Origin of the sequence: Pseudomonas sp. Q11, assembly GCF_024494355.1 — a bacterium.
Taxonomy (GTDB): Bacteria; Pseudomonadota; Gammaproteobacteria; order Pseudomonadales; family Pseudomonadaceae; genus Aquipseudomonas; species Aquipseudomonas hefeiensis.
In genome coordinates this window covers 38,418-64,523 of the sequence record NZ_JAKNQY010000009.1, presented here as the reverse complement: position 1 = coordinate 64,523, position 26,106 = coordinate 38,418, and the positions used below count along the sequence as shown (strand labels likewise).

Below are 26,106 nucleotides of genomic sequence, written 5' to 3'. Positions count from 1 at the left end.
TCCACGCTCTCTATATTTTCTTACGCAAAGCACCTGACATCTCACGCTTGCGGAGAACAATAACAATGTCTCAAGACAACACAGCCTCTACTCGGGACTATCGCCTGACCGGCCCTGAAGCCGCCCGCGCGGCTGAAAAAGGCCTTGTATCGGCCAGTTGGTACCAGTCGCCCATCTCCCGTCAACGCATGAAGCAACTGATGCAGCGCCGCGACGGCCCGGCCTTGCTCGACACCGCCATCTGGCTGCTGGCCCTGCTGATCACCGGCTTCGGCGGCTACTGGTTCTGGGGCACTTGGGCTTGTGTGCCGTTTTTCCTTGCGTATGGGGTTTTGTACGCCACCGCCTCCAACCCGCGCTGGCATGAAACCGGTCACGGCACCGCCTTCAAGACCCGCTGGATGAATGATGCGCTCTATCAGGTGGCGAGCTTCATGTGCATGTTCGAGCCCCATGTGTGGCGCTGGAGCCATGCCCGGCACCATACCGACACCATCGTCGTCGGCCGCGATCCGGAAATCGTCGAACCGCGTCCACCGAGCTTGTTCATGATGCTGCTGAGCCTGTTCCAGATCCCGTTGCTGCTGAAGACGATGAGGGGCGTGTGCCGGCACGCGGTTGGCAAAATGGATGCCGAGGAACAGACGTTCATCCCTGAGTCCGAATGGTCCAAGGTGTTCCTGGCGGCCCGTATCTGGCTGGTGATTTACGCCGTTGTCTTTGGCGCGGCGCTTTACCTGCACAGCTGGTTGCCGCTGATGTATATCGGCCTGCCCATCCTGTATGGCGGCTGGCTGTCCTACCTGTTCGGCCTCACCCAACATGTGGGCCTGGCGGAAGATGTGCTGGACCACCGCAGTAACTGCCGCACCATCTACATGAACCGGGTGCTGCGCTTTCTGTACATGAACATGAATTATCACCTTGAGCACCACATGTACCCGATGGTGCCGTACCACGCCCTGGCGCAACTCCATGAAGAGATCCGCCACGACTGCCCGCCGCCTTACGCCAACATAGGTGAGGCCTTCAAGGAAATCATTCCGACCCTCTTGAAGCAGCGCAAGGACCCGACGTATTTCGTGCGACGCCCTGTCGGTAGCTCAAGGCCTGCCACCGACGCTCATCCACAGGCTGAAGCCACCTTGGGCTGACACCTTCCGGCTGTATCCCGAACAAGAGAAAACGCCATGAACGATCAATGGATCGATGTATGCGCCGTGGGCGAAATCAATGAAGAAGACGTCATTCGCTTCGACCACGGTCCGCATACCTATGCCATCTACCGCTCTGCTGACAACGAGTTTTTTGCCACTGCAGGCCTGTGTACTCACGAGTCGATCCACCTGGCTGACGGTCTGGTGATGGACCACGTCATCGAGTGCCCCAAGCACAACGGGCGCTTTGACTATCGCACCGGCAAAGCCTTGGGGGCGCCAGTGTGCGTCAATCTCAAGACCTATCCGGTACGGGTCGACGCGGGGCGGGTTCTGCTCGCCATTTCGGTTTGACCGCCAGGAGTGCACGCCATGAATGCTCCACTGATTATCGTCGGCGCCGGCCATGCCGGTGGCCGCGCGGCGCTGACCTTGCGCGAGCAGGGTTATACCGGTCGGCTGATCCTGATCGGCGATGAACTCCATTTGCCGTACGAGCGTCCTCCGCTGTCCAAGGGCTTGCTGCAGGGCACGATGGACCTGGACGATTGCAGCCTGTGGCGGGATAGCCGGCTCACTGAACTGAACATCGAACACCTGGCGGGCAACCCGGTAAAAAGCCTGGATCCGCAGCACCACCGCCTGCGATTGACCGACGGACGTTGGCTGTCCTACAGCCGATTACTGCTGGCGACCGGAGGGAGAGCGCGTCGCTTGCCCCAGGTGCCTGAATCTCTGGCCAACGTGCTTTACCTGCGCACCCATGACGAAGCCCTGGCCCTGCGCAGCGCATTGAGGCCCGGCACGCGCCTGGTGATCATCGGCGGTGGCTTTATCGGCCTCGAAGTCGCGGCAACGGCCCGAACCCTGGGCTGTCAGGTGACGTTGCTGGAAGCCGGGCCACGACTGGCCGGGCGAGTATTGCCTGAAGCCGTGTCCCAGGCCTTGTTGGAGTTGCATCGGCAACAGGGCGTTGACGTGCGGCTGAACGTAGCGCTTGAAAGGGTACAAGGCATCGAACGCGCTGAGGCGGTGCAACTGGTGGACGGCCAGGAGCTGCCCTGTGACTGGGTGGTAGTCGGTATCGGCATGCAACCCAACATCGAATTGGCCGCGGCGGCGGGGCTTGAGGTGGGCCAGGGTATTCGAGTCGATGCCCAGTTGCGCACCAGCGCGCCAGACATCTTTGCTGCCGGCGATGTGTGTGAGTTTCGCCTGCACGCCGACGCGTTATTCCAGCGCCAGGAAACCTGGCGCAACGCCGAGACCCAGGGCCGTCACGCGGCATTGAATCTGTTGGGCGGCGAGCTGCCGTTCGAGGGGGTTCCCGGCTTCTGGTCTGATCAGTACGACTGGGGCTTACAGACGGTGGGCGTGATCCCTCCGACGCCACCTTCGGCCGTTCGCACCTTGGCAGGCGGTGGTCTGCTGCTGTTCTACCTGGACACCGAGCAACGTTTGCAAGGCGCCTGCGGCTGGGGGCAGGGCAACAGCGTTGCCAAGGACATCAAGTTGTGTGAACGGCTGATTGCCACCTTGACCCCACTCTCTGTGAACGCATTGGCCGATGCCGATGTGTCGCTCAAACATCTGCTAAGGCCCTGACATGCGTGAGTTCCTGGTATTTCAGTCCCTGTGGGCCATGCAAGATCACCGTGGTCAATGCGATCTGTCCCTGGAGGCGCAGGTGGAGAAGATTGCCGCTGCTGGCTTCGATGGGATCACCGACCATTTCTGGATCGCGCCACAGGCCGAACGTCTGCATGCCGCTGCCAAGGCGCAAGGCCTGCAGATCGAAGGTCAACTGTTTCCCCGCACCGTGAGTGACTTGGCGCAAGCACTTGAGGTTGCCTCCCGTTACGGCTGCCACCACCTCACGCTGCAAGCCGACGTCCGGCCGCGCACGCTGGCACAGGCGATCACCCTGATCGAAGGCTGGCAGCGTCTGGCCGAGCAGGTGGACTTTCCGATCCTGCTGGAAACCCACCGCTATCGTCTCACCAGTGACCTGTTGTTCACCCTCGATTTGCTCGCGCAGATGCCCGACCTCAAGTTGTTGGCTGACTTGTCCCATTACGTCGTGGGCCGCGAATTGCCTGAGTCGGCCACGGCCGAAGACGACGAACAGATTCACACCATTCTGCGACACAGTTGGGGTTTTCACGGGCGGGTCGCCAATAGTGAGCAGGTCCAGGTGCCCTTGACCTTCGCCCAGCATCGCCCCTGGCTGGACCGGTTTCTAGGCTGGTGGCGCTACGGAGTCAAGGATTGGCTGGCGCGACCGAACACACCCGCGAGCCTGTCCTTCACCTGCGAACTTGGCCCACCACCCTATGCGATCACGGGGAGTGATGGGCGCGATATAACGGATCGCTGGGGCGAGGCGCTGCTGCTGAAGGAACTGATGCGTGGTGTTTGGGATGAGTGTCAGGCGGGGCGCTGATCTAAGGCATGATGGGTTGTGACGGTCTGTATCAGTGGATAAACGAGTGAGGTCCAGATTAGAAAACCGCTGTTGCGGTGTGTCAATTGAATAGGTTAGTGATAAGCATGGCGGCTCATAGCTGCTGATGCACTTCAGTGACAGAAAGGGTGAAGATCAGCTTGGACTTGCTGGCGCTGGAGAAGGAGGGGGGAACCCTACAGAACCTGCAGGGCATTGACGATTTTAATCGACCAGGCTCCCATTTCTACTTAGCCGACTGGTTTGAGCTGGGGAGGTCGCTGTAGGTCCAGCGCCGCTGCTGCCAAGATCTGCTCGCGTGTACCTGAGCGAGGCGGGTAAATACGCTCGCGATTGATCAAGGATTTGGTGTTCTTGGCTTCCATACCCTGAGCAACAGCCACGCGATTCCAGCCTTGGGTATACACCGCCCCCCAAGGGCCGAGGTCGATGATGTTGGTGTACCAGTCGATGTTCAATGGCTCCAAGGGACGACCGAATAGTTCACTGGCGGCGTTATGACCGGCAAAACGGCCCATGGGCCGGGCGTGCTGGCACGACATCACTGAAGGGCGTTCGCCATCGATCAAAGCGTGTGCGACATCGCCGGCGGCAAACACATTGTCAATCCCATTGACGCGCATGCAGTCATCGACTTTCAGTCGACCCTGAGTGTCACGATTAGCATCGATACACTCGGTCAGTTCATTCGCCTGCATGCCGGCGCACCAGATCACGGTCGCAGCGGGCAGTCGGGTGCCGTCGGTGAGTAGCGCACCTTCGCTGTCAACGCTGCTCAGTGAAAAATTCGTCATCAATTCAATACCCAGTTCACGGCAAGCGCGCTCGATTACAGGTTGTCCGCCCCCCAGTCGTCCTGCGATCGTCGGTCCCCGATCAGCGAGAATTACCCGCACCTGTTCTACAGCCGCAGGGTTGTTGCTGGCGAGGGCTGAGGCACGAAGGCGGGCGGGCAGCTCGCAAGCCAGCTCCACGCCCGTAGCCCCGGAACCTACCACCAGAGCGGTATAGCGGCCGGTTGTAGCAGAGATGGTTGACAGGTTGTCAATGTGTTGCTGAAGCCGTAATGCTGCCGGATAAGAGTCGACATCGAAGGTGAATTTGTTCACGCCGCAAGTGTCTGGGCGTATCAAGTGACTGCCGCTTGCCAGGATCAGCTTGTCGTAGTACAGCCTCGTAGAGTTGCCCTCCACATTGGCGTGGACGACCTGACTACGGTGATCAATAAACGTCGCTTTGCCAATTAAAAGCGTTACGTCAATCGGTGTTAATACGGTCGCCAGATCGACCCGGGTATCGGACAGATCACTTTCGTAATTGCGTACGCGGATGCTGTGCCAAGGATCAGGGTTGACCAGGGTGATGTCAGCCACTTCACCCAATGCTTCAAGTTGTCGAGCGGCAGATGCAGCGCTCCAAAGACCGGCGAAGCCCCCACCAATAATCAAAATGCGTTTCATGGTATTCCTCTTTAAGTCAGGCCTGCTTGTTGACGCGGGACACTGGAGTGTCAACAATACGAGTCATCATTCGTGTTCTCAACTCGCGCCAGACCATGCCTGTACCCCACCTGACAAAGCCTCGAAAACTCCCGCGCCAGAGCCGCTCTGTGGCAATGGTCGATGCTATTTTGCAAGCCAGTGCTCGCGTTTTGCTCAAGCACGGCTACGCCGGCATGAGCACCAATGTGGTTGCGCAGCAGGCAGGCGTCAGCATCGGGTCGCTCTACCAGTATTTCCCTAACAAGGCGTCTCTACTGACCGCGCTGCATAACCGTCATGCTGAACAAATGGCGCAGTCTATTGAGGCGATTCTCGCTGCACCTGGTGGGCACGGTTTACGCGGTGAGGTGGTTCGTTTGGTGCGGGCAGCCATGGCCGCCCATGAAATGGAGCCAGAGTTGCACCGTCAACTGGAGAAGGAACGACCTTTTTTTGAAAGCCCCACTGATGAGCCAGGTTTGAGCGGGGATATTCATCGGCATATCCTGCGCCTGCTACAAGAGCATCCGGATGTTGTTGCTCATTCAGACTTGGCGCTGGCGGCATGGATGACGATGCGTATGACGGAGTCACTGGTTCATACGGCGGTGCTTCATCCTCCCCATGACCTGGATGCAGTGCGCATTGAGGCGGCAATCGTCGATGCCATCCACGCGTTCCTGACCTACCCACGAGCGGGTTGATCCAGTCGCCGTAGCCCGAACGCGGCACGGGCCCGTGCCGCGCATCGTGTACGAAATCTCAACGCAGGGTGTAACCGCCATCGACCACCCAGTCCTGGCCAAACACACTGCGTGCACCCTGGCTCAACTGGAACAGGATGACATCGGCCACCGAACCCGCCTCAAGGAACTGGCCACTGAGCAGGCGCTGGTTGACGGTGGTGGCGACAGAGTCCAGAGCCTCGGCGTTGAGCCCCAAGGTGCCCCAGATGGGTGTAGCGGTGGGGCCGGGCGACACCATGTTCAGGCGAATACCGTGAGGCGCCAATTCCACCGCCAGTGTCCGTACCTGAGCCCGCAGCGCCGCCTTCGAGGCGATGTAGGCGGCCAGCCCGGGGAAGGTCACCTGTTCCAGGAAGGTGCCGATAAATACCACCGAGGCCTGTGCGGAAAACTGCCCGCGCAGGCTGCCCAAGGTGTTGAGCGCCCCCGCACCATTAACCGCCCACTGTTGGTCAAAGGCCATAAGGTCGAGGCCCTCGGCCAGTTGCGCAACCCCGGCATTGGGCACCAGGAAATCCACTGGGCCGATGGACGCCGCCAGTTGCGCCAGGCGCGCCTGATCGGCTGCCTGGGTAACGTCACCCGCCAGCCAGACCAGCTTGTCGCCGAAACGCTCGACCAGCTGGCCCAGTTCGCCAATCTGCCGCGACATCGCGATCACCTGGGCTCCACGCTCAAGCAATCGTTGAGTGACGGCCAGGCCAATGCCCGAACTGGCACCGGTGACAACAGCCAGGCGATGGTTGAATTCATTACTCATGGGGATCTCTTTAAAGGTTGTGTAGGGAAAGGCGATTTGCATTGATCAGAAATCGTGCCAGTTATTTATCGTTTAAAAATCAACTAGTTAGTATTTTTAATGGTCGTTTTGACTCGTTCTGCCTGTAGTCGTAATGACATGGTGTAGTCCTTCTGACACCGTGCTGGGAAGGGGGTGCTCCGGGGCTTGGCACCTTTGCGATGTTTATTGACGCGATGACGATGACGTGGCGCAAGTTTTCCTTGGTTAATGGCGACTTGTTTCCTTCACATCGGGCTTTGCCAGTTATGTCGCCTAAACCGGGTAAAAAAATCGCCACCTCTCCGAAAGCCGTTATTCGGCAAGTGATCGCCACGAACCGCAGTGCCCACGGGATGTACGCCCATGAGCGCTTTTCTGCGACCCGCGAAGACGCCCGCTACCTCCTGCAAACCATCAGCGTGTTGGGTGCCACCGGTTCAGTGGGGGTCAATGTGCTAAATGTCATTGCCCGCCATCCTGAGCGCTACAAAGTGTTCGCGCTTACCGGTTTCAGCCAGCTGGAACACTTGAAAAAACAATGCCTGCTGCACCGTCCGGACTACGCGGTAGTGCCCACCCCGGAAGCGGTGAAAGTGCTCCAGCAGCAACTGATCGACGCAGGCTCGCTGACTCAGGTAGTGGGTGGCGAGAGCGGCTTGAAGTTCGTCGCCAGCCACCGCGACGTGGACACGGTCGTCGCAGCCATCGTCGGTGCGGCGGGCTTGAACGCAACGCTGGCTGCCGTCGAATCCGGCAAGAAAATCCTCTTGGCCAACAAGGAGGCGCTGGTGATGTCCGGTGCGTTATTCATGCAAGCGGTGCGCACCAGCGGCGCGGTGCTGTTACCCATCGACAGCGAACACAATGCGATTTTCCAGTGCCTACCGTCTCACTCGCGCCAGGGGCTGACCAGCGCCGGCGTACGCCGGATCATGCTGACCGGCTCGGGCGGGCCGTTTCGCCAAACGCCCATGGATCAACTTCAGGACGTCACGCCAGACCAGGCCTGCGCCCATCCCAAATGGTCCATGGGCCGAAAAATTTCGGTCGACTCGGCCACGCTGATGAACAAGGGCCTGGAATTGATCGAGGCCTGTTGGCTGTTCGATGCCAAACCTTCCCAGGTCGAGGTGGTGATTCACCCGCAAAGCGTCATTCATTCTCTGGTGGACTACGTCGACGGCTCGATGCTGGCGCAACTGGGCAACCCCGATATGCGTACGCCCATCAGCCATGCCTTGGCGTGGCCACAACGGATTGATTCAGGGGTAGAACCGCTGGATCTGTTCAAGGTGGCGCGGCTGAATTTCGAAGTGCCGGACGAGACGCGCTTTCCATGCCTGGCCTTGGCACGCCAGGTCGCCAACGCGGGCGGGACGGCGCCGGCATTGCTCAATGCGGCCAACGAAGTGGCGGTGCAGGCGTTCCTGGCCAACCAGATTGGCTTTACTCAAATCGCCGATTGCATCCGCCATGTGCTGGACAATGAGCCGGTTGGGCAGGTGAGGGATCTGTATGGCGTGATGGAGGCGGACGCGAACGCGCGCAGGTGGGGCAAGCGGTGGCTCAGGGAAAACCACCTTTAGGGCAAGTCCAGGTCCCGTATCCAGCTCTCCCTGCACTACGCCCAGTGCGATATCGTGCTGGCGACTCCGGCCCAACAAGAGCTGTCAACCCGACCTTCAACTGGGTGCGCCCGGCCTAGCGAGTCCCGGTGCGTATTCACCTGGATCCCTTGCCGGCCGGGCTGTTGCTGGCGGCGGGGATCACCGTCACGGTGATCGTCAAATCCGGCACCGCCGACAGCAACGTGGCGCGATCGAGCGACTAATTGGCCTGACGTGATGAGTCTAGATGAGAATCAATCTCCATACTGCCTGGGCATTATCTTTTCAGGAGTTGCCAAGATGGGTTCCTTACTGCTCCACACCGAAACTCAACATGATGGGCTGCAATTGCTGCTCAGTCGTCAATCCTACTGGCCACTCAGGTTGCCGATACCGGACGCCCACACGCTGAACCAGGCGTTCGAGGCGGCGGTTTGCGCACCGGATCACTCCCAGCAACGGCCATGGCGATTTATCACTATCCAGGACCAGGCACTGCACGCGCTGGGTGAAGTATTTGCCCGCGCGGCCCTTAAGGCCAAGCCCCTGGACAGTGGCAAGGCGTCTCGAGCCCAGGCCACGGCCGCGCCGATGATCATTGCGGTCGGTGCGCATATTTCCAGCGTCAGCAAAGTGCCGGCGATCGAGCAGATGCTGGCCACAGCAGCGGCAACCATGAACCTGTTGAATGCCTTACATGCCCTCGGCTTTGCCGGCTACTGGGCGACCGGCCCGAACGCTTATGACTCGGATGTGCGCAGCGCACTGGGGCTCAAGGGTGAGGCGGATCAGTTGCTCGGTTTCATTTACGTCGGTACGCCGACCAAAGAGCGGCCCGCCAAGCGGCGGCAGTCTCCCAGCGAGTTCGTCAGCCAATGGAGCGAACCTCTATAGGGGGCGTCGCGTTCAATCAGGCAGCCCGCGTCGTCGTTAACGTCCATCGCGAGCGAAAACGCTCCTATAAAGGCCACACCATGTCCCGTCACAATCACCCTACACGTATCACTGTTCCCGAGATCGTTCGCCGCAAGGGGCAGGAGAAAATCGTCTGCCTGACCGCCTACAGCGCACCTGTCGCGGCGTTGCTGGATGCCCAGGTGGACATTCTGCTGGTGGGGGATTCGCTGGGCATGGTGGTGGCCTACGCCCGCGACGTCAGGAGCGGCGCGTTTCCCGTAGCCGCAGAGTTTCACAACATCAGGCACACGTCCTGAGTGTTCATGTGCGTGAATGCGCAGGAGGCAAGGTATGTTACTCCAGTCTTCGCAATCCCTCCGGGTCGCCTCGATCATCGATGGAATACGTGAGCAGGTGTCAAACGCTACCTGGAGGAAGGGTGACCGTTTACCCAACGAAAGCGAGTTGACTAACCAGTTCGGTGGCAGTCGTTATGCCGTTCGAGAAGCCGTGAAATTCCTGATTAACTGGCAGGTGTTGGAGTGGCGGGCTGGGGAGGGAGTGGTTGTACGTTCGCGGTTGGACCGAGTGGACAGCTTCCGCATCCGAAACCGCATCGCGATCCGTGATCATCTTGAGGCGCAGTACCTGCTGGAGGCCGAGACAGCTCGGTTGGCTGCCCGCCGACGTACGCAGGAAGATATTAGGCGACTGTGGCGCGCGCTGGCGCAACGCGGCGAATACAGCATCAGTGATGAGCTTGACGATTTTGTCGATCGTGACCAGGCAGTGCACGGCGCCGTGGCTGTAGCCACTCACAACGTCGCGTTGCAAGCGATACATCGCTCGTTCAGCGCCTCGTTTCATAGCCAGTACTTGGCGATTTTCGCCGATAACGAATTGAACGAGCCCAGCCTTGAGGCGCATGTCCGGGAGGTCCAGGCCATTATTTACGGCGATGAAGCCGCAGCGGTAGAAGCCGTGAGGGCAATGTTCGATCCGTTGCTGGAGAAACTCAGTTGGTTGTCCGAGCGCGACGGGAGGGTACTGTGCGGCGAGTGATCATGTGTGCCAATCATTGTTCGCCGGTGGAGCAGTCGTCGAGGCCCGAGTGCACCTCAAGTCGCGGCCGTTGTTCAACCGTGAAGAACATCGGTTCGGCGTGCTGTAGCGCACGGTTGCCCCTCTTGACATCCAGCGAGCGCCTGCAAGGAACACGTGACTTACGCATCGATTATGTGATCCCTATCGGCACCTTCAAGGGCCTGAGGCTCATGTGGCGGGGATCGGTGTTTAGGGGCGACGACAGCGCCGACAAGGACGAGACCTACAGCATTCCATTGCTGTAATCGCAGGCTCAACGCTTGGCAAAGTACTTGGCGGGGCTGCATCCGAACACCGAACGGAACACGGCGATAAAGCTGCTGGAACTCTCATAACCAATTGTGGCGGCTGTACTGCTGACGGACTCGCCGGCTGCCAGGTTTTCCAGTGCCACCATCATCCGAAGACGCTGGCGCCAGGCCCCAAACCCCATTCGGGTTTGCACTGAAAATAGGCGTTCCAGGGTACGTGCACTGGCGCCCACCTCAGAAGCAATATCCTTGATCGGCCGGGTATCGTTAGGATTTTCCTTGATTAGGTTGGCGGCACGCACTGCTCGTTTGTCGCTGGGCTCAGGCAAGTAAAACGCATCCTGCTGCAGCAACGCCAGGTGATCCAGCAGCACTACCCCCAAGCGGGCTTCGCGGCTGTCATCGAGATATTCATTGGGCAATTGCGCGCAGGCCAAGATCAGCTCGCGCACCAGTGTGTCTACGTTCAATACCGAACAATGAACCCAGTTCGGGATACTTGGTGCGTTATGGCGCACATACACTGTTCGTAGCGAAACGGGACGGGCATGCTTGAACGTATGGCTTACCCCAGCAGGTATCCACAGTGCCCTTTGTGGCGGCAGCACCCAGATGCCTTCGGCTGTCAACACCGTCATCGCGCCTTTGACGGCGTACATGATCTGCGCATGATCCTCGTGGATATGAGGTTCGCGAGCGCCCGGCAGATACTCCCGGGCCAAGCCCAATACCGGGACTTCGCCAAAGCCAGGTAGCGGTTGCTCAACCATGGCGTAAAACCCTTATTTTTCAGTAAAATAGGACTATCTTGCCATTTTATTTCAGGTGTTGAGTAGGAATCAAGGTCAAACCACCAGCTTGATGACCCGCTACGCCAGCAGCAACGGCTGTGTATCACTCGGGCGATTGCCACCGAACTGGATACGCCCCCCGACTATCTGGTTGAAATGGGCCCGACCACTCAAGTTTTTGATAGCAACGTTGAATAGGCTGGCTTTGGTATAACGGGTGATATTATGGGGGCACGCTGAAGGTGCCGAATGCTCCGGAACTTTTGGCACGCATGCGGCGTTCCGGAACTACCTCACGATCAAAGTGTGCGAGCTTTTCCAGCAGCTAGATGCCTTGTAGCAGGAGGGGCCGCGGAGGCCGGCTGTTTAGATATTTAAGTTGTCAACAACCGGAGTTCCATTGACTGTTGTCAGTTTGTTTCTTGGATAGCGCAGATTCTCTATAGTCTGAAAAAAAGCTATGGAAACGACGAGAGGCATTAAGTAGGGATTCGCCAAACAGCATTGCTACCTCTCGTATTCATCTGATTTCAACTGGATGAATCCAGCGTAACCATAGCTAAGGAAGATAGAGCGAACAGAGTGGTTAACTAGTGGGTCAGCTGCGCAAGAAGGCCAGCAGATCCTGATTAATCACCTCAGGATGAGTAGTGCACATGCCATGAGGGTACTTTTCGTACACTTTCAGTGTGCCGTGTTTGAGTAACTTGACGGACAACATAGCTGAGTCTGCGATAGGAACGATTTGATCGTCGTCACCATGCATCACCAAGGTTGGAACGTTGATTGCCCGCAGATCCTCGGTGAAATCTGTCTCCGAGAACGCTTTGATACCTTCGTATTGGGCCTTTGCCGAGCCGGTCATACCCTGGCGCCACCAATTCAGGATGGCGCCCTGGGATACCACGGCTCCTGGGCGGTTGAAGCCGTAGAACGGGCCTCCAGCAACATCCATATAAAACTGCGACCGGTTGGCGGCCAGTTGCTTGCGAAAGCCGTCAAAGATCTCGATCGGCAGTCCTGTAGGGTTTGTCGAGGTTTTTACCATGATCGGCGGTACCGCGCTGATCAACACCAGCTTCGCAGTACGCCCATGCGCTTGACCATATTTAGCGACGTAGCGAGCGGCTTCTCCGCCACCGGTAGAGTGGCCGACATGGACGACGTTACGTAGGTCCAGATGGTCCACAACGGTCGAGACATCTGAGGCGTAGTGATCCATATCATGGCCATCGCTAACCTGCGATGAACGTCCATGGCCACGCCTATCATGGGCGATGACCCGGTAGCCGTGCTGGACAAAGAACAAGGCCTGGCTATCCCAATCATCGCTGCTCAATGGCCAGCCATGGTGAAACATCACGGGCTGGCCAGCCTTCGGGCCCCAGTCTTTGTAAAAAATATCAACGCCGTCCAGAGTGGTTACCTTGCTCAAAATCATTTCCTTTTGCTGCCCGGAAGAAACATTCTTAGGTGTATGCGAGGCGAATACCCTGGAGGGGACTGTGGCCAGGGCTGCGGCACCCATGCCTAAAGCTACGAAGTGTCGTCGGTCGGGACTATCGGGCCCGGGATCTTTCATATCGTTCATGATTCTCTCCGAATTTGTCAGTACGATGCCGAGGTGTTGAAAACGCCGCGCGCGACAATGCGCACGCTCAAGAGTTACTTACTCTGCAATTTGGCTACGACCTGATCAGTCGTCATGACTCCATTTGCGATGTAACGGAAATCAACCAATGCGCTGCCATACCCATCTCCATCAGGAAGCTTTGGCCCAGCGATAGCATCGCGTACTACTACCACCTCGAAGCCACGTTCGAGAAATTCGCGTAGGTGCGACTGTACGCACAGGTTGGATGCCATTCCCACCAGAATGATTTTGTCGATCCGTTGCTTGCGTAGTTGCAGCATTACGTCGTTGCTTTGTGGGCCATACAATTTATGAGGTGATGCGACAATTGTTTTGCCATCATCGATGAACGGTTTGAATTCCGGCATGAAGTCGGCACCGGAGTTGTTGAAACCATCCAGGGTCAGAGCGCCCTGGCGGTCGAACAGGCCGAGCTTGTGCTGAACGGTTTCGGCAGGAGCTTCGTACTTCCATTTGTGGTCGTGTGGATAGTAGTAGTGGGGCGAGATGGCGACCGTCGCACCGGCTTTCTTGAATGCAGTAAATAGACGCGTCAGGTTGGGAACCAGATTTTGCTCAGTGACACTTTCACCGAAAACCGGCCACCCAGCTCCTTTAGGGCTCATGAAGTCGATCTGTGGATCGATCACTACCATAGCGGTTCGACTGGTGTCCCATTCGAAGGTGGAGGCTGGAAGTGCGGGGTTAACGGGGTCGGCGTAAGGGTTCTCGGCAGCGAAGCTGATGATTGGGGTAGTAATGATGGCGCCCGCCAAGGCTAGCCATGAAGCCATTTTTCTGGGACGTAGTGCGGTGATGGACATCTGAAAATCCTCTACTTAGTTGGTTTTTGCACGTTACTACCGCCAACATGGTTGATTAGGACGTTTATCCCTCCATTCCGGCTATTTTTGGCTCGGCGTCATCACATCACGTTGACCCCTACGACGGGCGATGTATGTAATGGGGTTTCAATCAGGTAAGAGATGGGGGGCATCGCGGTGTCACGTCACATTTGCTTCTTGGTTTACACGGACTTCGTATTGCTGGATATGAGCGGCCCGCTTGAGGCGTTCTCCCATGCCAATCTTGCGAAGCCCTCGGCATACCACTTCACGATCGCCTCGATGGAGGGTGGGCCCATACGTACTTTTGCAGGCGTGGAAGTGGCGACTACCGCCCTGCACACCATCGAGCAGCTCGACACCCTCATTATTGTCGGCGCCCCTGCCGTGCCCACGGGGGACTGGGTAAAGCCTATGGCTACGGTTATCCGTCATCTCTCCTCGCGCGCCCGGCGGATAGCAAGTGTTTGCACTGGGGCGTTCGTTCTAGCCGAGAGCGGTGTGCTCGACGGTCGAGTCGCAACTACACACTGGAACTACGCCCCTCAACTGCAGGCACGCTTCCCCTCCTTGCGCGTGGATGGAGATCGCATCTGGACTGAGGACGGACATGTCTGGACATCCGCGGGCATGTCGGCAGGGATCGATATGGCCCTGGCAATGATTGAGCATGATGCGAGCAGCGACGCGGCGCACTTTGTAGCGCGCATGCTGGTGGTCTATTACCGTCGGCCGAGTGGGCAGCGTCAATTCTCTTCCCTGCTGGATTTTGACCCCAGGTCAGACCGCATGTCAGCGGTACTGAGTTATGTACGTACCCACTTGCGCGAGGAGCTCACGGTGCAGCGCCTGGCGGAGGTGGCCCATATGAGTACCCGCCAATTCAGCCGGGTATTCGCGATGACGATCGGCGTGACGCCGTCGAAGGCTATCGAGCGAATTCGCGTTGAAGCTGCAAGGCCATTGATAGAAGCAGGTAACCAAAGCTTTGAGGTGATCGCCAGAAGCCAAGGGTTCGGCAATGCCGATCACATGTTGCGTAGCTTCCAACGGGTAATCGGAAGGACTCCACAGGAGCTGCGTCGGACGATCCGTCAGGCGAGAGAGGAGGGGCGCACTGGGCGCAGGACCGTTGGCGTAAATTCAGACGCAGATTTTTATGCGCATGAGCGCATAAGAAAAAGTTAGAGAGAGCAGTTGTCCACCAGAGCAATGCTCACGTAGCTTGCTCGACGATAACTGGCTCTTCGCAGGGTCTTTACGCAGTGGCAAACGGGCGGCAACGATCATGAGTTTGAACCAGTCTGCACGGCTCAACGGGCATGATCCGTATGCTTATTTAAAGGACGTGCTCACTCGCCTGCCGTCGCAGCGGGCGAGTGAGATTGCCGATCTGCTGCCACATAATTGGGTGGCCATCTGACCGCGCATATTTCAATACGGAAATTTGCGGCGTAACTCCAAGTGGCTCCTACGCGATTTTGATTACTACCTTACCAAAGGCGCCTCTAGCCAAATGTTCGTACGCTTCGCGTGCTTGATCGAATGTATACACGTGGTCGATTACCGGGCGAATCTTGTGCTCATTCAAGAATTCGTTCATTCGGTCAAATGACGAGCGTGGAGCAACGGCTATGCCGCGAATAGTTGTTTGTCGGAAAATCATAGGCATCAGGTTCAGGGCAGAGGTTTGGCCTGTCAGAAAGCCGATCTGTGCGATACGTCCACCTGCCTTTGTTGCAGCAATCGATTGATTGATGCCGTCACCTCCTGCCACATCCAGCAGGAGATCCACTCCCTTGCCATCAGTGAGCTTCAGAACTTCCTCTGCCCACTCGGGGGTAGTGCGATAATTCAGACCAGCGACAGCGCCCAGTTTTTTTACAGCTTCCAGATTGGCATCACGGCTGGAGGTGACGATAACCTTGGCTCCTAAAGCTGTGGCAATTTGTGCTGCAAAAACAGAAACACCTCCAGATCCCTGAACCAAAACTGTTTGGCCGGCCTCGATCTGGCCATAATCGACGAGCGCATACCAGGCCGTCAGAGCAGCAATTGGAAGGGTCGCGGCTTCCTCATCTGACATGTTGTCAGGGGCACGTACCGCGCTGTCTTCATGGATGATCATGTATTCCGCCAAACCACCAGGCAATGGCGAGCCGAAGCAGTAGTTGGGTTCATCTGGCCCGGGCATGCCGTCCAGCCAACGTGAGTAGAGGTGTGAGTTGACCCGATCTCCAATAGCGAAGCGGCTGACACCATCACCAACTGCCACGATCGTCCCCGCCGCATCGCTGACGGGGATCAGCGGCTTGGGCACCATGTGAGGTTCGTAGATACCGTCAACGATGGCCTTGTCCCGGAAATTGAGTGATACAGCGCCTACCTTAACCAGCAGTTCACCCGCTTGGGGCACAGGGGTTTCCGTTTCGCCCAGCACCAGATTCTCCAAGCCAAAATCTTTCAGAAGCCACGCTTTCATTTTCTGTCTCCAGCAGTTTTGAGGTGCAGAGGAGGAAAAGCTCCCCCCTTTACGCTGAGGACATTGTTCCGCGTTGCGACTTCTGGATAAATGTGCAGAAACCAACAGGATTGTTATCCTGATAAGCAATAATAATCGCAGTCACATGCTTCTCGGGGGGACTTATGGAGCTTCTACAGGCGATGCAGGTATTCGCCAAGCTAGCGGAGCTAGAGAGCTTCACTAAAGTCGCAGAAGCAATGCAGGCAGGGCGCCCGCACGTCACACGCACCATTCAGAATCTGGAAGCTTCGCTGGGTGTCCGTCTCTTCCAGCGCACTACTCGCAAGGTAAAACTGACTGCTGAGGGGGAGCAATTTTACGAACGCGTCAAAGAGATTTTGGCGAACATCGCAGAGACCACTTCTATGTTCGACCGTAGTGGGTCGACCTTACGTGGAAGGCTTCGAATTGACATCCCCACTGCATTTTCCCAGCACAGCTTCATGGAAAGCCTTAGGAGATTTACGGAGGCATTTCCCGAAATCGAACTTGCGCTGGGTGTGACCGACCGTACGGTAGATCTCGTAGCCGAGGGCATCGACTGTGTACTGAGAATTGGTGACCTCCCAGATTCAAGTATGGTGGCCAGAGAAATTGGCACCGCCATTATGGTGACCTGTGCGTCCCCAGGTTATCTCCAAGCCTTCGGGGCACCCACAACCCTGCAAGATCTAATAGACCACCGATGTGTCAGCTTCCTTTCCGGTCAAAGCAACAGGCCGCTCCCTTGGCACTTCTCGGTGGACGGCGAGGATCATCCTCACACCCCCAGTGGTGGTATCACTGTGAATGAGTCAAATGCCTACGTTCAATGTGGTGTTGCAGGCTTCGGCATTGTTCAAGCTCTGGGAATTACCGTTGAGACCTTCCTCGCAAGTGGAGAACTGGTTGAGGTGCTCAGGGCTCTTCGTCCACAGCCGCGCTTGGTTTCCGTGCTTTATCCAAGCAGAACGCATCTTGCTCCTCAGGTCGATGCATTTGTGGATTGGCTGAAGGAACATTTTCCTGTGCTACACCCCAGTTGGTTCACAGCGCGCTAACCTTCGTTCGTATGCTGACTTCGCACCAAAACGGGCTAGTGCAAGATGTGTTCGGCAGACGCTTACCAAGCACAGGCAGATTTTACGTAGCAACGCAGACTTCAAAAGGGCGCCTGCGTTTTTACACAGCCTGGGCCGAAAGCAGACGGTCAAGGGACCAATAAGAGCCCAGCCTAGAGTCGCAGAAGCCGTTGAAAATAGCGCTAATGCCCTCAGCATTTGTCTTCTTCAACCTCGGACGCAATCGCCAGATCAGCAGCTTGATCTGCACCTCTCCTTTGTGCACCAAAGGCTAAACCCTCTTCTCACGGTGAATTGAACCTAGGCAGCGTCCTTATTCGAGCTTGTCAGGCATTCTCCTTTGAATTACGATCGTAATGTAGAATTACGATTGTAATTCAATTCCGTCTTCGCTTGAAAGCCAGGACGGTTTCGATTGATTCAGTCACGTGAGGATTCGTCATGCAGGCAATATCCGAAATTCAGAAAAGCGATGATGCTGAGGGCTTCGCTGCACTTGGCGTCGCGGCGGCGGCTCAGGCCATTCGCAAAGGTGAAATTTCATCTGAAAAGTATGCACGAGCTCTACTTCAGAGAGCTCAAGACCATTGCGACTTACAGTCCTTCATTACGATAGATAGGGAAGCTGTGCTTGAGTCCGCAAGGACCGCGGATAAGGGGCGTGCACGAGGTGTGTCGGCTCCACTGCTCGGCGTTCCAATTGCGATCAAAGACAGCTATCTGACCCAAGGACTGCGAACGACCCTTGGTGTATCAACGCTCGAAAAGTTTGTGCCAGAGCAAGATGCAGACATTGTGAAGACCATGAAAGACGCTGGCGGCATTGTCTTTGGCAAGAACAACCTTGTAGAAATGTCTTTCGGTTTAACCGGTAGCAACGGCCCGTTTGGTCAAGTCAAGAACCCTCATAGCAAGACTCATGTATCGGGTGGTTCTTCCAGCGGAGCAGGTGCATCCGTTGCTGCGCGTCTTGTGCCAGCGGCCTTGGGCGGCGATACGGTTGGTTCGATTCGAGTGCCCGCGTCTCTTTGCGGTGTAGTCGGCTTCAAGCCGACTACAGGTCGTTGGCCCCGTGATGGCGTGGCGCCCATCTCCCATACCCTCGACACTACAGGCGTGTTTGCCCGTAACGTAGAGGACTGCATTCTAATCGACGAGGTTATCGTCAAAGGCGAGGCGTCGAGCCAGTTTGACCAGCCTAATTTGGTTGGGGTGACATTTGCGTTTGCGCCTCGACAGTATTTTGAGCTCATAGCCCCGGACGTCGAGGCTCAATTCAAAGAAACTGTTCGGCGGCTGCGCGATGCCGGCGCTGAAGTTGTTGAAGTCGATCTAGGGAATGACTTTTCCTCACTTGCACTGACATCAACCTGGAATATTTTCTTCCGCGAGACTCAAGAGGCGGTCACGGGATTCCTGCGTCAAAACAGCATCCCGGCCACCTTTGAGGATATTTACTCGGGACTGAAACCTGGTCTGAAAGAAGTGTGGGGGCAACTTGTTCTTAAACATGGGCCAGGGTTTCTCCCTGCGGAGGCTTATGACGCCGCCTTAGCTGAGCGCTTAGAAATCAAGCGCCGTTTCGATCAAGCGTTTCTGAGCAGCGGGGCAGAGGGCCTGATCCTTCCAACAACCCCGTGCACAGCACCATTGATCGACCATCAAGAACAGTTTTTCATCTCTGGTCAGGAAGTCAGTTACCTAGTGCTGGCTAACCACACTATTCCCGCGAGCGCTGCAGGTATCCCAAGCATCAGCCTTCCAATTGGCGTGTCCAAAGATGGCCTGCCTATTGGTCTTGAAATCGATGGCCAATTTGGTCGAGATCGTTCCCTGCTTCACGTTGCACGTCGAGTCGAAGCGGTCGTTGGCGCGCTGACCTCACCGGTCTGAATTTCCTGCAACCGCATTCCGGTGATCAGGCGTAACGGACCTAGGTAGCTGTATCTCTCTATAGGATCAGTAAAAATGGAAAATCAAACTTCCTTCATGAAAACGATTGCCGTCGAGCATGTCACGATTCAATCGAGCAACTCATTCGCCGTCGTCAAGGCCAAACTTGAACGGTTGATCCCTCGGATCGACGACGGCATATTCACGCTACTACGGTATGGAGAGACCATCCGCGCTTTGAAAGAGCTTGAAGCTCTACCAGCGTTGTCCATCTTTGGATTTAGAGATCACGGCGCGTTGCTAGGAATCGCCGGGCCCCAGCGTCACGCGATTCAATACGACATTGGAAATCCACTCACGGCATCCAAAATGTCGCGGCATCATATCTCCGCGTCTTTGTATGCGCCCATTCGCGTGCTTTTACGCGAAGACGCAAATGGAGACACCGCCTTCGAGTACGACCGCCCGCTCTCCGTTTTTGGCCAATTCGGCAATAACCAGGTCGACACGGTTGCGCGTAAACTTGATCAGGACTTGCAAGCGGCACTGGTAGCCGCAGTATCGTAAACAGAAGGAACGCGGAAATGGGCGTGCTGCCCGGTTCCAGGTATCCGATGATAGGTAGATTAAGATGCGCTTTGATAAAGGCCATAAAGAAAACACGCGGAAACGCATCATTGATATTGCGTCTAGGCGCTTTCGCAAAGATGGGATTTCTGCATCTGGTTTGGCCGGCATCATGGCTGAATCGGGGTTGACGAAAGGTGCCTTTTATCCACATTTTGATTCTAAGGATACTTTGGTCCGGGAAGCACTTGCTAACGCATTGGCTGAGCAGCTCAGAAATTTGGATGATGCCGCTGCCGGATCGATTGGTATCGAAGATGCCATTCGGCGATACCTGAACACACCACACCTGACTGGATATGAGGGCGGGTGTCCTTCTGCAGCTTTATTGCCTGAAGTAGGTCGTCAGCCAGATCTGACAAAGGAAGCCTATGAGGAAGGATTACTCGCGTATGTTCGAAACCTCGCAGCGTTATTCCCGAATCCGAAGTCTCAACACAACCTGCAACGGGCGATAGCGGTTTTCAGCCTCATGGCCGGCACGCTTCAAATTGCGAGGGCAGTAGCTGATCCATTGCTAGCTGAAGAAATTTTAGAGGGCGGGGTCCAAGCTGCGCTGGTATTGGTCGAAGCTTGATAAGCACGCGCGACCATTTTTGGCCGAAAGCTACCTGACGCACACGACAGCGCAAAGCCGCTCCCTATGGCTCCTCCACGACTCCCGCTCGGCTTCAGGAAACAGCGGACTGCCTCGACTGACGACTTAATCCAGGCGTCTTGCCTGTAATGCGCTTGAATGCGCGACTGAAAGCAGCCTGAGAGGTATAGCCCAGGCGCTGCGCCACCTCTTCAATCGGCAGCCTTTCGAGCGTCAACCACTGGCTCGCAAGCCGCATCCGCAACTCAGTGACGTAGCGCAGTGGGGCCATGCCAATAGTCGCCTGGAAACGGTCCGCGAAGACCGAGCGAGAGGTATTGCATTGCTCTGCCAACTGCGCAACGGTCCAGTCGCGCCCCGGTTGTTGATGGAGCGCGAGAAGCGCGCTTGCCAAGCGTGGATCGCGTAATGCAGCGACCAGGCCAGAGGCATTACCGCAGGCGCACTCCACCCAGCCGCGAACGACCATGGCGGCCACCACGTCGGCCAAACGCGCGAGGATACCGGCGAAGCCGACACGTGCGGCGCTGACCTCGCGTTCCATGGTGGTCAGGATAGGCACCAGTCCAGGGTAACGCTGGCCGCCGGCATCAATCAGCATCAGGCCAGGCATCAGCCTGCCAAGGCCATGGATACTGCCCAGTTCAAACTCCATGCAGCCACTGAACAAAATGGTGGTGGGCGTGGGGCTGGCATCGGTTCCGGTATCCACCGCGCTGACCGTATCACCGAGGGGAGCGCCGTCTAAACGGTCGATGTCCTGAACAGGCACGTCCGTATCGGAAAGCAGTTGATGGGCCGCGCCATGTGAGATGAATACGGCGTTGCCGGCAGACAGCGCGTACGTTGTCCCGTCCTCCATGCGCAGCAGCGCATTGCCGACCGCCAGGAAGTGAAACCAGGCATGCCCAGGTTTGTCGGCGAAGCCCAGGCCGAAGGCTGGACCGGCTTGGATACGCCGGTACTCGACGCCACGCAGGCGCATGCCGCGCAACAGTTCGTTGATGAGATCCGAGGAGAGGGCAAACTGATCGGTAGGCATAATTCAGGCGTTTCAGTCAAAAAAACGAGGTCTTTGATCATAGATCATCCGGGTTCCCCCGCCTAGACTGCGGGTCGCAATTAAAATTGGGAGATCCGTGCAATGACTGACTGTGTTTGTAATGCCGTATCTGACAGCCGTCCCGGCGCCGGGCTGGATGTAGAACCTGCAACCCCTGCGTGGATGGCGGTCTTCTCGTTGGCAATGGGCGTGTTCGGCTTGCTCACCGCCGAGTACCTTCCGGCCAGCCTGTTAACACCGATGGCTACCGATTTGGGTGTGTCCGAAGCGCTGGCTGGCCAGGCGGTAACGGTGACAGCGGTGGTGGCACTGTTCGCTGGCTTGTTGGTGCCAGGCCTGACCCGCGGTATCGACCGTCGCTGGGTGCTGCTGGGTTTTTCCACGTTGATGATCGCATCCAATCTTTTGGTCGCCGTTTCCTCCAGTTTCGCGGTGCTATTGGTAATGCGTATCTTGCTGGGCATTGCCCTTGGCGGGTTCTGGAGCATGGCGGCAGCGGTGGCGATGCGCTTGGTACCGGGGGCTTTGTTGCCCCGAGCGCTCTCGATCATTTTCAGCGGCATTGCCGTCGGGACGGTGGTTGCGGTCCCGCTGGGCAGCTACCTGGGCGGCCTATATGGCTGGCGCAGCGCGTTCTTTGCAGCGGCGGCGGTAGGTCTGGTGACCCTGGCTTTCCAGTCGTTCACGTTGCCGAGTCTTGCGCCGCGCACGCCGGCACGCCTGCGCACCGTACTCGAGGTGTTGCGGCGCCCGGGCATCGCCATGGGGATGTTCGGTTGTGTGCTGGTGCACAGCGGTCACTTCGCGATGTTCACCTATGTTCGGCCATTCCTCGAGGGCACCACCGGCATCGGTCCGCAAGGGCTGTCGCTGATGCTGCTGGGTTTCGGTGTGGCGAACTTCGGCGGCACGCTGTTGGCCGGGTGGCTGCTTGAGCGTCACCCACTGGCCACCTTGGTGTTGATGCCCGCGTTGGTGGGCGTTGCAGCACTGGCGTTGGTGCTGTTGCCGGCCTCGGTGCCGGGGCAGGCGGTGCTGCTGGCGATCTGGGGCCTGGCTTTTGGCGGTGTGCCGGTGGCGTGGTCGAACTGGGTCGCCAGCGCAATACCTGATCAGGCGGAAAGCGCCGGGGGCATGGTGGTGGCTTCTGTGCAGTCGGCCATCGCAACGGGCGCAGCCGCTGGCGGTGCGATGTTCAGCCTCGGTGGCAGCGCAGGCGTATTCGTAGCGGCGGCCGTGCTGATGCTGCTGGCCGCGTTGCTGATTGCGTTGCGTGTCCGGGTCCCTTCTGCCCATGGCAGTGCTCAGGCCAGGCCGGCGCTGCACCTTTGATCTGGCTCCCCCAGCCGCCCCGATTCCGTCCGTAACCCGGAGATAAACATGAACAATACGACGTCTCACCAAGGACGCCTGAAATCCTTGCGCGCGGCAGGTATAGGCAATGCGCTCGAGTGGTTCGACTGGACGCTGTACGCAACCTTTTCGGTGTACCTGGCAAGCAATCTGTTCGACAAGACCGATGCCCGCTCGGCGATGCTCGCGACCCTGGCCGTGTTTGCGGTGGGGTTTGTCGCGCGTCCTATCGGCGGATGGTTGTTTGGCCGGCTGAGCGACCGATTGGGGCGCCGGACCATCATGGTGATTACGATGTTGCTGCTGGCGATCAGCAGCCTTGGCATCGCGGTTATTCCCGATTACCAAAGCATTGGCTTGTATGCCTCGGTCGCGCTGCTGTTTTTCCGGCTTATACAGGGACTCGCCCATGGCGGCGAGACAGGGGTTTCCTATACCTATGTCGCCGAGATCGCACCGAGCAAACACCGTGGCTTATGGTCCAGTTCAGTCTATGTCGGGGTAACGCTAGGGGTGATGGCGGCGACGGCCATGGCGGCGGCGCTGACCTGGCTGCTGGGCGCACAGGCCATGGGTGACTACGGCTGGCGGATCGGCTTCGCCATCGGTGGGTTACTCGGTATCTATGCGCTGTTTCTGCGTCGCGGCGCGCAGGAATCTCATGTGTTCGTGGAGCAGCAGGGCCTGGCTCGGCCGCCGCGCAAGTTGTCCAGAGGGGATATGCTGCGAGTTGCGCGCAACATCGTCATGCTCGCAGCGGCCGCCAACGTCACCTACTACGCTTGGGTCACGTTCGGCGCTTCGACGGCGATCGCCCAGGGCATGGACGCCACGGGTGCCTATATAGCCAGCCTCCTCGCGCAGGTCCTCTGTGTGTGCTGGTTGCCAGTATGCGGAATGTTGTCCGATCGTTTAGGTCGCCGGCCCATGGTCATCGCCTGGGGCCTGGGCGTGATCCTGCTGACCTATCCCATCTCGATAATGGTGACCACTGAACCCTACACGCTGTTTCTCGCCCAGGTCGTGGGGCTAGGCGCCTGGTCGTTGATTGCGGCGATTTTCCCCGCAGTGTTGTCGGAGCAGGTGCCGACCCAGGCGCGGGCGCAGGGCGTGGGATTGGTGTCGTCGGTATCGGTGGCGATCTTTGGCGGCACCGCCCCCTATCTGCACAGCTATCTCGGCGGTGCCGGCCTTGGCTCTCTGTACATCTGCTACGTCATGGGGTTGGGGCTGGTCACCGTCGTGGCAGGTTTTCTTATCGACGAAACGGCGGGTATTGATCTTGCGCAGATCGAGGCGCCCGGCGCTCGAGTGGCTGCTGGCTCACGGCCGTCGATGGCTTCTCAGGACTAAAGCAATCGGTTTGTCGATCCGCAGGATCAGTGGACCAAAGGAGTGCGATTCAATGAATTCAATAGACCTGAAAAACGCCGCCGCACGAGGTGAGCGACCGGGCGCGGGCGTGACCGTCAGCCAGACTTCGGGGTCACGTCAGGCTGCGCGCGAGACTTGGGTCGAAGTCCCTTCCGAGTCGGGACCGGCGGCCGCCTGGTGCTACTCGGATCGCCGCTCCTATAGCCCGGGTGGTTTGGTGCGCCTGTATCTGTCTTCGAACCGCCCGCAAGTGAGACTCAGGATCTATCGTGATGGCGCCATCGCCCGCACGCTGCATGAAACCGACAACCTTGACGCTCGATTCCACCCGTTGCCCGAACGTGCCTATGAGCATGGGTGCCAATGGCCAGTCTTTATGCAATGGTCAATCCCGACTGATGCCGAGCCGGGTGGTTATGTAGTGGAAATACGAGATAGCGCTGACAGCGTCCTCGGGCATCATCTGTTCATCGTCAAGACGGCGCGCAAGCGCGTCGATGCCTTGGTGCTTGTCGCGGCCACGTCGACCTGGGCCGCTTATAACGATTGGGGCGGCGCTAATCATTACTTCGGTCTTCACCCCGGCACGCCGCGCGGCCGTGCGCCGTTGTTATCGGCACAGCGCCCCTGGGCGCGAGGGCAGGTCTGGCTGCCCAAGGATGCCCCACGTTCCGTCAACGCGACCCGGCAGCGCAAGCCCGGGCCGGCGCGTTACGAGTTCATCGAATGGGCATCCCTTAACGGCTACGCCAAGTACTACGCGTTGGCGGGGTGGGCCTCCTACGAAAGACCTTTTGTGGTCTGGGCCGAACAGCAAGGCTATACGGTCGATATCCTGACCCAGGACGATTTGCATCACGACCCGCACGCGCTTGAGGGCTACAGCTGCGCGGTCTTCGCAGGGCACGACGAGTACTGGACGCGGGAAATGCGCGACCATGTCGATTTCTTTGTCGAGGAGGGCGGCAAGGTCGCGCGCTTCGCTGGCAATTTCATGTGGCAGATCCGCTTGGAGGACGAGGGCCAGCGGCAGGTAGCCTACAAGTACGATGCCGGCGCGCTTGATCCTTTGGCGGCTATCGACCCTCGTCGGCTCACTGGTGCCTGGGAAGATCCGAGGGTGGATCACCCCGGGGCGACAACGTTTGGGGTCAATGCATTGCGGGGGATATATGGCGGCTTTGGGGCAATGGCACCGCGCAATCCTCGCGGGTATACAGTCTTCAGGCCTCGGCACTGGGCGTTCATGGGCACGGGTCTGGGTTACGCGGATATGTTCGGAGACGAGGCCAACATCTTTGGCTATGAGGTGGATGGCCTGGAATACACGTTTGTTGACGGCCTCCCAGAACCGCTCGGCACAGACGGTGCGCCCGCCGGATTACAAATCCTCGCCATGGGCTGGGCGACCAATGCCGAGCATGGCCGATCCGAGGATGCCTATTCATTCATGCTTGGCGATGGTGATGCCCGGTTTCGTGCTTCCATCCTGGCGCCCGACCTTAGCGCGGCTAGCATCGATCAGCATAGTCGGGGGGCCGGCATGGTGGTGCACTTCCATAAAGGTCGAGGTGAGGTCTTTACCGCCGCCACGTGCGAATGGGTACATGGGCTTATGCAGGCAGACATTTACACCGAGATGATCACAAAAAACGTGCTCGATCGTTTCCTGCTGAACTCTGTAAGTGACTGAAATCAGGGCCTTTGGCCCTTTTTTTCGTTCTGGCGAGGCTGGCCATTGTGGTACGCACGGCGAATGTGCGTGTTATCAAGTAGCCGCTTAGTTTTCATTTTTATTACATCCTTTGGAACCCTTCTTCCGGCACGGTCACTCAGGTGTAAGGATGTCGCCGCTC

General features: G+C 57.7%; 25 protein-coding genes and 2 pseudogenes. 19 read left to right on the top strand and 8 right to left on the bottom strand.

Going from position 1 to position 26,106, the window contains the following annotated elements; all coding sequences use genetic code 11:
* The first annotated feature begins 65 nt into the window (after positions 1-65).
* Genes MA884_RS11860 through MA884_RS11845 form a run of 4 tightly spaced genes read left to right on the top strand, consistent with a single transcriptional unit; the run spans position 66 to position 3,600 of the window.
* Positions 66-1,154 (top strand): fatty acid desaturase family protein, encoded by a 1,089-nt coding sequence (locus tag MA884_RS11860; protein ID WP_256230708.1) that lies wholly within the window; start codon positions 66-68, stop codon positions 1,152-1,154.
* Positions 1,155-1,190: 36 nt separating this feature from the next.
* Positions 1,191-1,511 carry a MocE family 2Fe-2S type ferredoxin gene (locus MA884_RS11855; protein ID WP_060742985.1) on the top strand — a complete coding sequence of 107 codons (321 nt, stop codon included), beginning with the start codon at positions 1,191-1,193 and terminating at the stop codon, positions 1,509-1,511.
* Positions 1,512-1,529: 18 nt separating this feature from the next.
* Positions 1,530-2,762: an NAD(P)/FAD-dependent oxidoreductase gene (locus MA884_RS11850; protein ID WP_305518836.1), complete on the top strand. Its 1,233-nt coding sequence runs from the start codon at positions 1,530-1,532 to the stop codon at positions 2,760-2,762.
* A gap of 1 nt (position 2,763) precedes the next feature.
* On the top strand, positions 2,764-3,600 hold the full coding sequence (locus MA884_RS11845) for a sugar phosphate isomerase/epimerase (RefSeq protein ID WP_256230705.1): 837 nt from the start codon (positions 2,764-2,766) through the stop codon (positions 3,598-3,600).
* Positions 3,601-3,851: 251 nt separating this feature from the next.
* On the opposite strand, the gene MA884_RS11840 is transcribed toward MA884_RS11845, so the two are convergent.
* Complete coding sequence (locus tag MA884_RS11840) at positions 3,852-5,081, bottom strand: NAD(P)/FAD-dependent oxidoreductase (RefSeq protein WP_256230704.1); 1,230 nt, start codon at positions 5,079-5,081, stop codon at positions 3,852-3,854.
* A gap of 155 nt (positions 5,082-5,236) precedes the next feature.
* Between MA884_RS11840 and MA884_RS11835 the strand changes: the two genes are divergently transcribed.
* Complete coding sequence (locus MA884_RS11835) at positions 5,237-5,806, top strand: TetR/AcrR family transcriptional regulator (protein ID WP_256230823.1); 570 nt, start codon at positions 5,237-5,239, stop codon at positions 5,804-5,806.
* Between the two features lie 58 nt (positions 5,807-5,864).
* On the opposite strand, the gene MA884_RS11830 is transcribed toward MA884_RS11835, so the two are convergent.
* Positions 5,865-6,608: an SDR family NAD(P)-dependent oxidoreductase gene (locus MA884_RS11830; RefSeq protein ID WP_256230703.1), complete on the bottom strand. Its 744-nt coding sequence runs from the start codon at positions 6,606-6,608 to the stop codon at positions 5,865-5,867.
* Between the two features lie 374 nt (positions 6,609-6,982).
* Here MA884_RS11830 and ispC point away from each other — a divergent pair, with 374 nt between their 5' ends.
* From ispC to MA884_RS11810, 5 genes and pseudogenes are all read left to right on the top strand, one after another.
* Positions 6,983-8,215 (top strand): 1-deoxy-D-xylulose-5-phosphate reductoisomerase, encoded by a 1,233-nt coding sequence (ispC, locus tag MA884_RS11825; protein ID WP_256230822.1) that lies wholly within the window; start codon positions 6,983-6,985, stop codon positions 8,213-8,215.
* Positions 8,216-8,298: 83 nt separating this feature from the next.
* Positions 8,299-8,460 (top strand): annotated as a pseudogene (locus MA884_RS28020) (hypothetical protein); the annotation flags it as partial.
* 76 nt (positions 8,461-8,536) lie between these two features.
* Positions 8,537-9,130, top strand: coding sequence for a nitroreductase (locus MA884_RS11820; RefSeq protein ID WP_256230702.1), 594 nt, complete (start codon positions 8,537-8,539; stop codon positions 9,128-9,130).
* A gap of 80 nt (positions 9,131-9,210) precedes the next feature.
* A complete protein-coding gene (locus MA884_RS11815) occupies positions 9,211-9,450 on the top strand; it encodes a 3-methyl-2-oxobutanoate hydroxymethyltransferase (RefSeq protein ID WP_256230701.1) in 240 nt (79 codons plus the stop codon).
* Positions 9,451-9,484: 34 nt separating this feature from the next.
* Positions 9,485-10,195: a FadR/GntR family transcriptional regulator gene (locus MA884_RS11810; protein ID WP_256230700.1), complete on the top strand. Its 711-nt coding sequence runs from the start codon at positions 9,485-9,487 to the stop codon at positions 10,193-10,195.
* A gap of 295 nt (positions 10,196-10,490) precedes the next feature.
* On the opposite strand, the gene MA884_RS11805 is transcribed toward MA884_RS11810, so the two are convergent.
* The 4 genes from MA884_RS11805 to MA884_RS11790 all read right to left on the bottom strand — a co-directional run bounded on the left by MA884_RS11805 (position 10,491) and on the right by MA884_RS11790 (position 13,736).
* Positions 10,491-11,258, bottom strand: a complete 768-nt coding sequence (locus MA884_RS11805) for a helix-turn-helix transcriptional regulator (RefSeq protein ID WP_256230699.1) — start codon at positions 11,256-11,258, stop codon at positions 10,491-10,493.
* Positions 11,259-11,502: 244 nt separating this feature from the next.
* Positions 11,503-11,601 (bottom strand): catalase, encoded by a 99-nt coding sequence (locus MA884_RS28015; protein WP_371134772.1) that lies wholly within the window; start codon positions 11,599-11,601, stop codon positions 11,503-11,505.
* Positions 11,602-11,877: 276 nt separating this feature from the next.
* A complete protein-coding gene (locus MA884_RS11795) occupies positions 11,878-12,714 on the bottom strand; it encodes an alpha/beta fold hydrolase (protein ID WP_256230821.1) in 837 nt (278 codons plus the stop codon).
* Between the two features lie 230 nt (positions 12,715-12,944).
* Positions 12,945-13,736 carry a cysteine hydrolase gene (locus MA884_RS11790; RefSeq protein ID WP_256230698.1) on the bottom strand — a complete coding sequence of 264 codons (792 nt, stop codon included), beginning with the start codon at positions 13,734-13,736 and terminating at the stop codon, positions 12,945-12,947.
* A gap of 162 nt (positions 13,737-13,898) precedes the next feature.
* Between MA884_RS11790 and MA884_RS11785 the strand changes: the two genes are divergently transcribed.
* Both MA884_RS11785 and MA884_RS11780 read left to right on the top strand, forming a co-directional pair.
* Positions 13,899-14,945: a GlxA family transcriptional regulator gene (locus tag MA884_RS11785; RefSeq protein WP_256230697.1), complete on the top strand. Its 1,047-nt coding sequence runs from the start codon at positions 13,899-13,901 to the stop codon at positions 14,943-14,945.
* Positions 14,946-14,994: 49 nt separating this feature from the next.
* A pseudogene (locus MA884_RS11780) lies at positions 14,995-15,180 on the top strand (transposase domain-containing protein); the annotation flags it as partial.
* Between the two features lie 48 nt (positions 15,181-15,228).
* Here the strand turns inward: MA884_RS11780 and MA884_RS11775 are convergent.
* Positions 15,229-16,239, bottom strand: coding sequence for an NAD(P)-dependent alcohol dehydrogenase (locus MA884_RS11775; RefSeq protein WP_256230696.1), 1,011 nt, complete (start codon positions 16,237-16,239; stop codon positions 15,229-15,231).
* A 182-nt stretch (positions 16,240-16,421) separates the two neighbouring features.
* Here MA884_RS11775 and MA884_RS11770 point away from each other — a divergent pair, with 182 nt between their 5' ends.
* The 4 genes from MA884_RS11770 (at position 16,422) to MA884_RS11755 (ending at position 20,439) form a co-directional block, all read left to right on the top strand.
* Positions 16,422-17,321, top strand: coding sequence for a LysR family transcriptional regulator (locus tag MA884_RS11770; RefSeq protein ID WP_256230820.1), 900 nt, complete (start codon positions 16,422-16,424; stop codon positions 17,319-17,321).
* 462 nt (positions 17,322-17,783) lie between these two features.
* The gene (locus MA884_RS11765) at positions 17,784-19,235 is read left to right on the top strand and encodes an amidase family protein (RefSeq protein WP_256230695.1); all 1,452 of its coding nucleotides are present in this window, start codon (positions 17,784-17,786) and stop codon (positions 19,233-19,235) included.
* A gap of 75 nt (positions 19,236-19,310) precedes the next feature.
* A complete protein-coding gene (locus MA884_RS11760) occupies positions 19,311-19,802 on the top strand; it encodes a DUF302 domain-containing protein (RefSeq protein ID WP_256230694.1) in 492 nt (163 codons plus the stop codon).
* Between the two features lie 64 nt (positions 19,803-19,866).
* Positions 19,867-20,439, top strand: coding sequence for a TetR/AcrR family transcriptional regulator (locus MA884_RS11755; protein WP_256230693.1), 573 nt, complete (start codon positions 19,867-19,869; stop codon positions 20,437-20,439).
* 94 nt (positions 20,440-20,533) lie between these two features.
* Here MA884_RS11755 and MA884_RS11750 read toward each other — a convergent pair whose 3' ends face one another.
* Positions 20,534-21,502 carry an AraC family transcriptional regulator gene (locus tag MA884_RS11750; RefSeq protein WP_256230692.1) on the bottom strand — a complete coding sequence of 323 codons (969 nt, stop codon included), beginning with the start codon at positions 21,500-21,502 and terminating at the stop codon, positions 20,534-20,536.
* Positions 21,503-21,604: 102 nt separating this feature from the next.
* Here MA884_RS11750 and MA884_RS11745 point away from each other — a divergent pair, with 102 nt between their 5' ends.
* Genes MA884_RS11745 through MA884_RS11735 form a run of 3 tightly spaced genes read left to right on the top strand, consistent with a single transcriptional unit; the run spans position 21,605 to position 25,943 of the window.
* The gene (locus tag MA884_RS11745) at positions 21,605-22,855 is read left to right on the top strand and encodes an MFS transporter (protein ID WP_256230691.1); all 1,251 of its coding nucleotides are present in this window, start codon (positions 21,605-21,607) and stop codon (positions 22,853-22,855) included.
* Positions 22,856-22,903: 48 nt separating this feature from the next.
* A complete protein-coding gene (locus tag MA884_RS11740) occupies positions 22,904-24,229 on the top strand; it encodes an MFS transporter (RefSeq protein WP_256230690.1) in 1,326 nt (441 codons plus the stop codon).
* Positions 24,230-24,281: 52 nt separating this feature from the next.
* Positions 24,282-25,943: a N,N-dimethylformamidase beta subunit family domain-containing protein gene (locus MA884_RS11735; protein ID WP_256230689.1), complete on the top strand. Its 1,662-nt coding sequence runs from the start codon at positions 24,282-24,284 to the stop codon at positions 25,941-25,943.
* The last annotated feature ends 163 nt before the right edge of the window (positions 25,944-26,106 follow it).